A 10,261-nucleotide genomic window follows, 5' to 3' on the forward strand; every position below is an offset into this window, starting at 1 on the left:
TCAGTTCTCCTCGATATCGGTCGGCAATGGGCGTGGCAGATCATCGCCAGCGGTGCCATCGAGCCAGTCGACCTTGGCCATCTTGCGCACCACGACAAACTCATCGCGGTTGCAACCGACCGTGCCGTAGTAGTTGAAACCGTAAGCCTGCTGGGCGTAGCCGCCGATCATGTGGGTCGGCTTGAGCACCACGCGGGTCACCGAGTTGTGGTGGCCGCCACGGGTCTTGGTGGTTTCCGAACCGGGCACGTTCACGATGCGTTCCTGGGCGTGGTACATCATCACCATGCCTTCCTTGACGCGCTGGCTGACCACCGCACGGGCGGTGAGTGCGCCGTTGACGTTGAAGCATTCGATCCAGTCGTTGTCCTCGATCCCGGCGCGCTTGGCGTCGATTTCGGAGAGCCACACAATCGGGCCGCCACGGCTCAAGGTGAGCATCAGCAGGTTGTCGCTGTAGGTGCTGTGGATACCCCATTTCTGGTGCGGGGTGATCCAGTTCAGGACGATCTCGGTCTCGCCATTGCTGCGCTTGCCCTTCACGCCTTCAATGGTGCGGGTGTTGACCGGTGGCCGGTAGCTCATCAACTGCTCGCCGAACGCCTGCATCCACGGGTGATCCTGGTAGAACTGCTGGCGACCGGTGATGGTGCGCCATGGGATGTTTTCATGGACGTTGGTGTAGCCGGCGTTGTAGCTCACGTGCTCGTCTTCCAGGCCGGACCAGGTCGGGCTGGAGATGATCTTGCGCGGCTGCGCCTGGATATCGCGGAAGCGGATCGCTTCATGGGCCTTGGAGATCGCCAAATGGCTGTGGTCGATGCCGGTGAACTCCGACAGCGCGGCCCAGGCTTTCAAGGCGACCTTGCCGTTGGTTTCCGGGGCCAGCGACAGGATCACCTCAGCGGCGTCAATCGCCGTGTCGATTTTCGGCCGGCCGTGGCTGATGCCCGCATCGCTTTCGTGATGGTTCAGCTCGCCGAGGAACTCGACTTCTTCATCGGTGTTCCAGTTGATGCCCTTGCCGCCATTACCGAGTTTTTCCAGCATCGGGCCGAGGGACGAGAACTGCTTGTAGATGTTCGGGTAGTCGCGTTCCACCACCGCCATGTTCGGGGCGTTCTTGCCCGGTACCGGCGCCACACCGGCGCTTTTCCAGTCGGTGCCGCCGAAGGGCTGGGCCAGTTCACCGACGCTGTCATGCATCAACGGCACGGTGACCAGGTCTTGCTCGACGCCCAGGTGACCGACCGACATGGCCGAGAACGCCTTGGCGATGCCTTTGTAGATCTCCCAGTCGGAGCGCGATTCCCACGCCGGGTCGATGGCCGCCGAGAGTGGGTGGATGAACGGGTGCATGTCCGAGGTGTTCATGTCGTCTTTTTCGTACCAGGTCGCGGTCGGCAAGACGATGTCGGAATACACGCAGGTGGAGGACATGCGGAAATCCAGGGTGGTCACCAGGTCCAGCTTGCCGATGGCACCGTCTTCGACCCATTCGGCCTCGGTCGGCTTGCATTCGGTGCTGTGGCCGATGTCTTCGTTCATCACGCCGTTCTTGGTGCCCAACAGGTACTTGAGCATGTACTCATGGCCCTTGCCCGAGGAACCGAGCAGGTTGGAGCGCCAGATAAACATGTTGCGCGGGAAGTTCACCGGGCTGTCCGGTTGTTCGCAGGCAAAGCGCAGGCTGCCGTCCTGCCAGGACTTGACCACGTAGTCTTTCGGTGTCATGCCGGCGGCCGCCGCGTCTCGGCAGATGTGCAGCGGGTTGGTGTTGAGCTGCGGAGCACTCGGCAACCAGCCGGCGCGTTCGGCGCGGATGTTGTAGTCCAGGGCATGCTCCGGGAACTGCGATTTGTCGGCCAGTGGCGAGAGGATGTCGTGCATGCTCATCTTCTCGTGGCGCCATTGCGAACTGTGGCCGTAGAAGAAGCTGGTGCCATTCATCTGGCGCGGCGGGCGGTTCCAGTCCAGGCCGAAGGCCAGGGGCAGCCAGCCGCACTGCGGGCGCAGTTTTTCCTGGCCGACGTAGTGGGCCCAGCCGCCGCCGGTCTGGCCGACGCAACCGCAGAGCATGAGCATATTGATCAGCCCGCGGTAGTTCATGTCCATGTGGTACCAGTGGTTCATCGCCGCGCCGACAATGATCATCGAGCGGCCCTTGGTCTTGTCGGCGTTGTCGGCGAACTCGCGGGCGATCTGGATGGCTTTCTCGCGGCTGACGCCGGTGATCGCTTCCTGCCACGCCGGGGTGCCCGGCACGCTGGCGTCGTCGTAGTCCTTGGCGACGTTGTTGCCGCCCAGGCCACGGTCGATGGCCAGGTTGGCGGCGGACAGGTCGAACACGGTTGCGACTTTGGCTACCGTGCCGTCGGCCAAGGTCACGCTGTGCACCGGCACACGACGGAACTGCACGGCATCGCCGGCCACGTGCTGGAAGTAATCGTGGGCTTCGCCGGCGAAATACGGGAAGGCCACTTCGGCGACGTCGTCACCGATCAGGCTGAGCTTAAGGTCAATCGCGCGGCCTTCACCGCCTTCTTTGGCGAGGATGTTCCACTTGCCCTTCTCGCCCCAGCGATAGCCAATGGCGCCCTGCGGCGAGACCAGTTCGCCGCTTTCGTCGAGGGCGATGGTTTTCCATTCCGGGTTGTTGTCCTGGCCGAGGTTGTCGACCAGGTCCGAAGCGCGCAGGAAGCGGTCCGGCTGGAAGCCTGCACCGGGTGCAAAACCGGTCATGGGCTTGAGCATCACCAGCACCGGCAAGTCGGTAAAGCGCTTGGCGTAGTCGGTGAAATAAGCGCTCGGTTTATCCAGGTGAAATTCCTTGAAGATCACATGGTTGAACGCCTGGGCCAACGCGGCATCGGTGCCCTGCTTGGGGTTGAGCCACAGGTCGGTGAGCTTGGCCACTTCCGAATAGTCCGGCGTGATCGCCACGGTCTTGGTGCCCTTGTAGCGCACCTCGGTGAAGAAATGCGCGTCCGGGGTGCGGGTCTGCGGAACGTTGGAACCCCAGGCGATGATGTAGTTGGAGTTGTACCAGTCGGCCGATTCCGGCACGTCGGTCTGCTCGCCCCACACCATCGGCGAGGCCGGTGGCAGGTCGCAGTACCAGTCGTAGAAGCTCAGGCACACGCCGCCGATCAGCGAGAGGTAACGCGAACCCGCTGCGTAGCTGACCATGGACATGGCCGGGATCGGCGAGAAGCCGACGATGCGGTCCGGGCCGTACTGCTTGATGGTGTAGACGTTGGAGGCGGCGATGATCTCATTCACCTCCTCCCAGTTGGAACGAATGAAGCCGCCCATGCCGCGCTTGCTCTTGTACGAGTCGGCCTTGACCTTGTCCTCGACAATGCTCGCCCACGCCTCGACGGGTGACAGGGTCAGTCGCGCTTCACGCCACAGCTTGAGCAACGGCTTGCGGATTTTCGGGTACTTGAGGCGGTTGGCGCTGTAGATGTACCAGCTGTAGCTGGCGCCACGCGGGCAGCCACGCGGTTCATGGTTGGGCAGGTCGTTGCGGGTGCGCGGGTAGTCGGTCTGCTGGGTTTCCCAGGTGATCAGGCCGTTCTTCACGTAGATCTTCCACGAGCACGAGCCGGTGCAGTTCACACCGTGGGTGGAGCGTACGATCTTGTCGTACTGCCAGCGCGAGCGGTAGACGTTTTCCCAGTCGCGGGACTCCTTGCGGGTCTCGCCGTGGCCTTCGGAGAACTCGTTTTGCTTACGGTTGAAGAACCGCAGTTGATCCAGTAAATGACTCATGGTGCTTTCCTCATCAGGCGTGCCGTGGGGTGCGTTGCCCCGGCGAATTCAGGTCGATCAGCAGGGTGTGGCGCAGCCCTTGCGGGCGTACCACCACCAGGTCACGACGATGCAGCTCAGGTAGAAACCGACAAACATGTAGAACGCCATGGCCGGGCTGCCGGTAGCGGCCATGGAGGTGCCGAAGGACTTGGGAATGAAGAACGCACCGAACGCGCCCATGGCCGAGCTGAAGCCCAGCACCGCAGCGGATTCCTTGCCGGCGTTCTTGATCGCCTGTTCACGCTCGGCGGCGGATTTGCCGGCGCTGGCTTTCTCGTGCTGGGTGCGGAAGATCACGGGGATCATGCGGAAGGTGGAACCGTTGCCCACACCGGTGGTGATGAACAGCAACATGAACAACCCGAGGAAGCCGTAGAAGTTGCCGCCCTGCCCGTTCTGCGGCAGGAAGTGCAGCACGCCGAACACCATCACGATCATCAGCACGAAGTTCCACAGGGTCACCCGCGCGCCGCCCATCTTGTCCGCCAGCCAGCCGCCGAGTGGACGTACCAGCGCGCCGACCAGCGGGCCGAGGAAGGCAAATTTCAGCGCGACCACGTCCGGGAACGAGGTCTTGATCAGCAGCGGGAACGCCGCCGAAAAACCGATGAATGAACCGAAGGTCGCCAGGTACAGCCAGCACATCAGCCAGTTGTGCTTGCGCTTGAAGATCACTGCCTGGTCACTGAACGACGCGCGGGCGCTGGACAGGTCATTCATGCCGAACCACGCGGCCACGGTGACGGTGAGGATGAACGGTACCCAGATGAAGCCGGCATTCTGCAGCCACAGCTGGCTACCGTCCGGCAGCGTTTGCGGTTGCCCACCCACCAGGCCGAACACGCCAAAGGTGATCACCAGTGGCACGCAGAATTGCATCACCGAGACCCCCAGGTTACCCAGGCCGGCGTTCAGGCCCAGGGCGGTGCCCTGCTGGGCCTTGGGGTAGAAAAAGCTGATGTTGGACATGCTGGAGGCGAAGTTGCCGCCGCCAAAACCGCAGAGCAAGGCGATCAACACAAACACGCTGTAGGGCGTGCCCGGGTCCTGCACCGCAAACCCCATCCACAGCGACGGCAGCAGCAAGGAGGCGGTGCTCAGGGCCGTCCAGCGGCGCCCGCCGAAGATCGGCACCATGAACGAGTAGAACACCCGCAAGGTGGCGCCGGACAAGCCGGGCAATGCAGCGAGCCAGAACAGTTGGTCGGTGGTGAAGCTGAAGCCGATGGCGTTGAGGCGCACGATCACGGTGCTCCACACCATCCAGACGGCGAAGGCCAGCAACAGCGCGGGGATCGAGATCCACAGGTTGCGGGTGGCGGTCTTCTTGCCGCTGGCGCCCCAGAAAGCGGGGTCCTCGGGGCGCCAGTCGTGGATCACCGGGCCCGAACCGGGCTTTTGCGCAATGGACATGATCATTCTCCTTGGAGAGCTTGCTTGCCGAGCAATGGCTGTTTGCGAATTTCACTGAAGTACATCCAGGCCAGGGACACCCAGACCACGCCGTACATCAACATGAAGCAGGAGGAACGCACGCCGGTGAGGTCCACCAGCGCGCCGAACAGGATCGGCAGCACAAAGCCGCCCAGGCCACCGGCCAGGCCGACGATGCCGGACACCGCGCCCATGTTTTGCGGGTAGTCATTGGCGATGTACTTGAACACCGAGGCCTTGCCGAACGCGAAGGCGATGCCCATCACAAACAGCAGCACGGTGAACAGCGTGGGGTTGAGGCCGATATGGAAATCAAGAGGACCGTTGACGGTCATCACCTGCAGTTGCGTCTGCGGATAGCTGAGCAGGAACAGGCACACCCAGCTCACCCACAACACCCACCAGGTCACGCTTTGCGCACCCCAGCGGTCGGACATCCAGCCGCCCACCGCCCGCAGCACGCCGCCGGGCAGCGAGAAACACGCGGCCAGCAGCGCGGCGCTTTGCAGGCTGAAGCCGTATTCCTGCACGTAGTACTTGGTCATCCATAACGCCAGGGCCACGTACCCACCGAACACAATCGAGTAGTACTGGCAGTAGCGCCACACGGCCGGGTCTTTCAGGCTCTGCAGTTGCTCGCGCAGGCTGGCGCCGCCGGCGCTGCGGTGCGCCTTGTTTTCGCTGGTGAGAAACCAGAACAGCAGCGCGGTGATAAACAGGATGGCGCCGAACACCTTGGGCACCAGGTGCCAGGTGCCGAGGGCGATCAGTGCCGGGGCGAGAAACTTGGTGACGGCCGCCCCCGCGTTACCGGCGCCGAACACGCCCATGGCGAAGCCTTGGTTATCTTTGTCAAACCATTTGGCGACGTAGGCGATGCCCACCGAAAACGAGCCGCCGGCCAGGCCGACAAACAGGCCCAGCACCAGGAACTGCCAATAGGCGGTGGCGTAGGTGATCAGGTACAGCGGCAACACGCAGGCGAGCATCAGCAGGAAAAACACGATGCGCCCGCCAAAGCGGTCGGTGAGCAGGCCCAGTGGCAGGCGCACCAGGGAGCCGGTCAATACCGGCGTGGCGGCCAGCAGGCCGAACTGGGTTTCGTTGAGTTGCAGCAGCTCTTTGATGGGCACGCCGAGCACGGCGAACATCATCCACACCATAAAGCAGACGGTGAAAGCCAGGGTGCTCATGCCCAGCACCAGGCCTTGTCTCATACGGGGTTGAGTCACGGTAAGCGCTCCAGAAAGTGATTTCATGAGCGCAGGTTAGGGGCCAGACCCCCGTGTAACTTGACCCAGATCAACGTCCGCCTGGGGGGTATCGGGCTATGCTGGCCCCGTCTACCTCCAAGGAGGTAGACGCAAAAACAAGAGAAAAGCTTTATTTATCAATGGATTGCTCTCTTGTGCCGGCTTTTATCCGTGGGAGGGTTCGCCGGCAATTCTTTAGAGGTAGTGCGCCAGGGAAGGCCGTGTCCAGCCCCCTTTCCGGTTTCAGGTGCCCTCATGCCTCTGCATTGCCTTCGTCGATTACGCCGTCATGCTTGACTGGCTGCGCAGCTCCCTGCCCGCCCGTGCCGGCCTGGCGGTGATCCTTATCGCCATCCTGGCCCTGGCCAGCTCCCTGAGCGCCGGGCTGATCGCCTGGTTCAGCCAGGGCGACGCCGCCGCGATCAACACAGCAGGCTCGGTGCGCATGGAGACCTACCACCTCAGCTGGAAACTCGCCGCCGGCGCCCAGCCGGGTGAAATCACCGAGGTCAGCCAAAGCCTGCAACGGCGCCTCGACAGTCAGTCGCTCAAGGCGGTCTTGGAAGACGGCCCCCAGAGCGCCCTGCTACAGAGCTACCAACAGATCCAGCAACGCTGGAACACCGAGCTGCGCCCGGCGGTGCTGCGCGGTGATGCGGCCTTGTTCCAGGCCAGCGCCCCGGCGTTTGTCGAGCAACTGAATCACTTCGTCAGCCTGTTGCAGCAACAAAGCGAACGCAAACAAGGCTGGCAACAGGGTATCCAGGGCCTGGCGCTGTTCAGCACCTTGATCATCCTGCTGATCGGCCTGTACGAACTGCAATACGGGGTGGTCAACCCCCTGGAAGAGTTGGTGCACGCCACCCGGCGTTTTCGCGACGGCGACTTCAAGATCCGGGTCAACCACCGTTCCGAGGACGAGCTGGGCCAACTCGCGCTGAGCTTCAACACCATGGCCGAAACCATCGAAGCCTCGCACCGCACCCTGGAAAGCCAGGTGCAGCTCAAGACCCTCAACCTGCAACAAGCCAACGCCGCCCTCGAACTGCTCTACCAAAGCAGCCGCAGCCTGGCCACGCGCCTGGCGAATGCCGAGGGCCTGGATGAACTGATCCGACGCTTCCAGAAACGCCTGCCGGGGCTGCGCCTGTCGTTATGCCTGCAAGGCCACTTCCTGGCGCCGGCCCAGCAGATGCTCGCGCTGCATGGCGAGAACAGCCGCAACGTCTGCGCGGTCGGTGACTGTGCCACCTGCGAGCGTCATCACGCCGCGCCGCCGCAAGTGTTCAGCATCAGCAACCAGGGCGCGGAACTGGGCGAACTCAAGGCGCACTTCCTTGACGGCCATGCACCGCAGGATTGGGAAAAACAACTGATCCAGGCCTTGGCCAACCTGATCGGCACCTCACTGTCCCTTAAGCGCCAACGCGAACAGGACCACCGCCTTTTGCTCCTCGACGAGCGCACCATCATCGCCCGCGAACTGCACGACTCCCTGGCCCAGGCGCTGTCCTACATGAAGCTGCAAGTGAGCCGCATGCAAACCCTGATCCGCCGTGGCGAACCGGTGGAGACCCTGGCCACCGTCACCGGCGAACTGCGCGACGGCCTGAACAACGCCTACCGCCAACTGCGCGAACTGCTCACCACCTTCCGCCTGCAAATCCACGATGCCGGGCTGGTGCATGAGTTGCAGGACACCGCCGAAGAATTTTCCCGGCGTGGCGAGTTCCAGGTGCACCTGCATGTGGACGCCCTGGCCTTCCAGCTGTCGGCCAGCGAACAGATCCACGTGTTGCAGATCACCCGCGAAGCGCTGTCCAACTGCCTGCGCCACGCCCATGCGCAAAACGCCTGGCTGCAACTGCGCCAAGTCGGCGAGACAGTCAGCCTGAGCATCGAAGACGATGGTCGTGGCTTCAGCGGCGAGGTCGACCGGCGAGAACACCACGGCCTGACCATCATGGACGAACGCGCCCGCAGCCTGCACGGCGACCTCGACATCAGCCCACGAACCCCTCAGGGCACTCGTGTGCAACTGCGTTTCCAGCCGGAATTCCTTGGCCACTCCCTACAAGGCACCGCCTCATGAACACCGCCATTCGCCACCGGATCCTGTTGGTCGACGACCACCCGATGATGCGCCACGGCATGCGCCAGATCCTCGAACTGGAAGACGACCTGCACGTGGTCGGTGAAGCCGGCAACGGCCAGGAAGCCCTTGACCAGATCCAGAGCCTGCAACCGGACCTGGTGCTGCTGGACAACAACATGCCCCAGATGAACGGCCTGGAAACCCTGCGCCGCCTGCGCGGCATGGACTATGCCGGCAAGGTGTTGCTGTTTACCGTGTCCGACGCCGAAGACGATATTCGGGATGCACTGCGCCTGGACGCCAATGGGTACCTGCTCAAGGACATGGAGCCGGAACTGGTGGTGGAATTTATTCGCGATGCGCTGCATGGGGCGCTGGTGATCAGCCCCGGATTGACACGAGTGCTGGCCCAGGCGTTGCGCTCACCGCAGCCGCATGCGGCGGTTGAATTGACCGAGCGGGAGCGGCAGGTGTTGAAGACGATCGCCAGTGGGTATAGCAATAAGGTGATTGGGCATAAGTTGGGGATTACTGAGGGGACGGTGAAGGTGCATGTGAAGAATTTGCTGCACAAGTTGGGGTTGCGGTCGCGGGTGGAGGCGGCGGTTTGGGCGATGGAGCATTTGAGGCAGGTGGGGTGAGCGTTGGGGTTAGGTCTGCGCCGGGACCCATACCCGCCGTTACCGCAGAAACGGATATACACACCGAGGTACCCCCTCAGAGGCATATCCAAACCCACCCCAGGCCCCCTACCCTGACCACCCGCGGAGGCCCAAACAATGCTCACCCATCCCCAAATCGTCCTGACCCTACGCCGTCACCACCTCTTCACCCAACTCCCGGAAAAAACCTTCCAGGACGTCTGCACCCTGGCCAACCTGAAACGCCTGCCCAGCCACACCCCCTTGATGCACCAGGGCGACCCCGCCGACCGTTTCTTCCTGCTGGTCAGCGGCCAGATCAAACTGCATCGCGTCACCGGCGAAGGCCAGGAGCACCTGGTGGAAATCATTCAACCCGGCCAGACCTTCGCCGAAGCCCTGCTGTTCACCCAGGCCAAGGCCTACCCGGTCAGCGCAACAGCGCTCAAGGACTGTGTGCTGGTCAGTATCGAAGGCCAGCACTACCGCCGCGCCCTGGAAGACCAGCCGAAAATCTGCCTGGCGATCCTGGCGAGCATGAGCATCCACCTGCACCAGCGCCTCAAGGACATCGACACCCTGACCCTGGCCAACGCCAGTCGCCGGGTGATCAACTTTCTGTTCCAGGAGCGCAATGCCGTCAGCGGTGAAGTGGTGCTGCAAGTGCCTAAACGACTGGTGGCGTCGAAGCTGGGGATCCAGCCGGAGACCTTTTCCAGGATTCTGCACCGGCTGGTGGAAGGTGGATTGATCGAGGTGCAGCGGCGCACCATTCGAATCCTCAGTGAAGAGGAACTGATGGGCTACCAGGCCGGTTAATGCCCGTTGCCGATCATGTAGAGTTTCGCTGCGGGTCATGGGGTTTCTACGCGATGACGCTGGAGGTGGGAGGTGTTGCATTTGGCGGGTACATATCCGTTGTTTGGGTAACGGCTGAAATGGGTTCCGCCCTTACGGCCATCCCTTTCAAGGTCTTTTCGTTTTGGCAGCCTTGATTACCCGGTCGGTTGAAACATGTGCAT

The 10,261-nt window shown here is 62.4% G+C and carries 6 protein-coding genes; 3 read left to right on the top strand and 3 right to left on the bottom strand.

Translation table 11 applies throughout. From position 1 onward, the window contains the following. Genes AO064_RS21260 through AO064_RS21270 form a run of 3 tightly spaced genes read right to left on the bottom strand, consistent with a single transcriptional unit; the run spans position 1 to position 6,482 of the window. Positions 1-3,774 carry a nitrate reductase subunit alpha gene (locus AO064_RS21260; protein ID WP_064054570.1) on the bottom strand — a complete coding sequence of 1,258 codons (3,774 nt, stop codon included), beginning with the start codon at positions 3,772-3,774 and terminating at the stop codon, positions 1-3. A 57-nt stretch (positions 3,775-3,831) separates the two neighbouring features. Then, positions 3,832-5,229: a NarK family nitrate/nitrite MFS transporter gene (locus AO064_RS21265; RefSeq protein ID WP_064054571.1), complete on the bottom strand. Its 1,398-nt coding sequence runs from the start codon at positions 5,227-5,229 to the stop codon at positions 3,832-3,834. A gap of 2 nt (positions 5,230-5,231) precedes the next feature. Continuing rightward, the gene (locus AO064_RS21270) at positions 5,232-6,482 is read right to left on the bottom strand and encodes an MFS transporter (protein WP_064054572.1); all 1,251 of its coding nucleotides are present in this window, start codon (positions 6,480-6,482) and stop codon (positions 5,232-5,234) included. Positions 6,483-6,792: 310 nt separating this feature from the next. Between AO064_RS21270 and AO064_RS21275 the strand changes: the two genes are divergently transcribed. From AO064_RS21275 to AO064_RS21285, 3 genes are all read left to right on the top strand, one after another. Continuing rightward, entirely contained in the window at positions 6,793-8,595 is a 1,803-nt protein-coding gene (locus AO064_RS21275; protein WP_064054573.1) for a HAMP domain-containing protein, read from the top strand. After that, the gene (gene narL / locus AO064_RS21280; RefSeq protein ID WP_064054574.1) at positions 8,592-9,239 is read left to right on the top strand and encodes a two-component system response regulator NarL; all 648 of its coding nucleotides are present in this window, start codon (positions 8,592-8,594) and stop codon (positions 9,237-9,239) included. Before AO064_RS21275 ends, narL begins: the two co-directional genes overlap by 4 nt. A 138-nt stretch (positions 9,240-9,377) precedes the next feature. Next, positions 9,378-10,058: a Crp/Fnr family transcriptional regulator gene (locus AO064_RS21285; RefSeq protein ID WP_064054575.1), complete on the top strand. Its 681-nt coding sequence runs from the start codon at positions 9,378-9,380 to the stop codon at positions 10,056-10,058. Positions 10,059-10,261 lie beyond the last annotated feature (203 nt).

This window comes from Pseudomonas marginalis (assembly GCF_001645105.1).
GTDB lineage: Bacteria > Pseudomonadota > Gammaproteobacteria > Pseudomonadales > Pseudomonadaceae > Aquipseudomonas > Aquipseudomonas petroselini.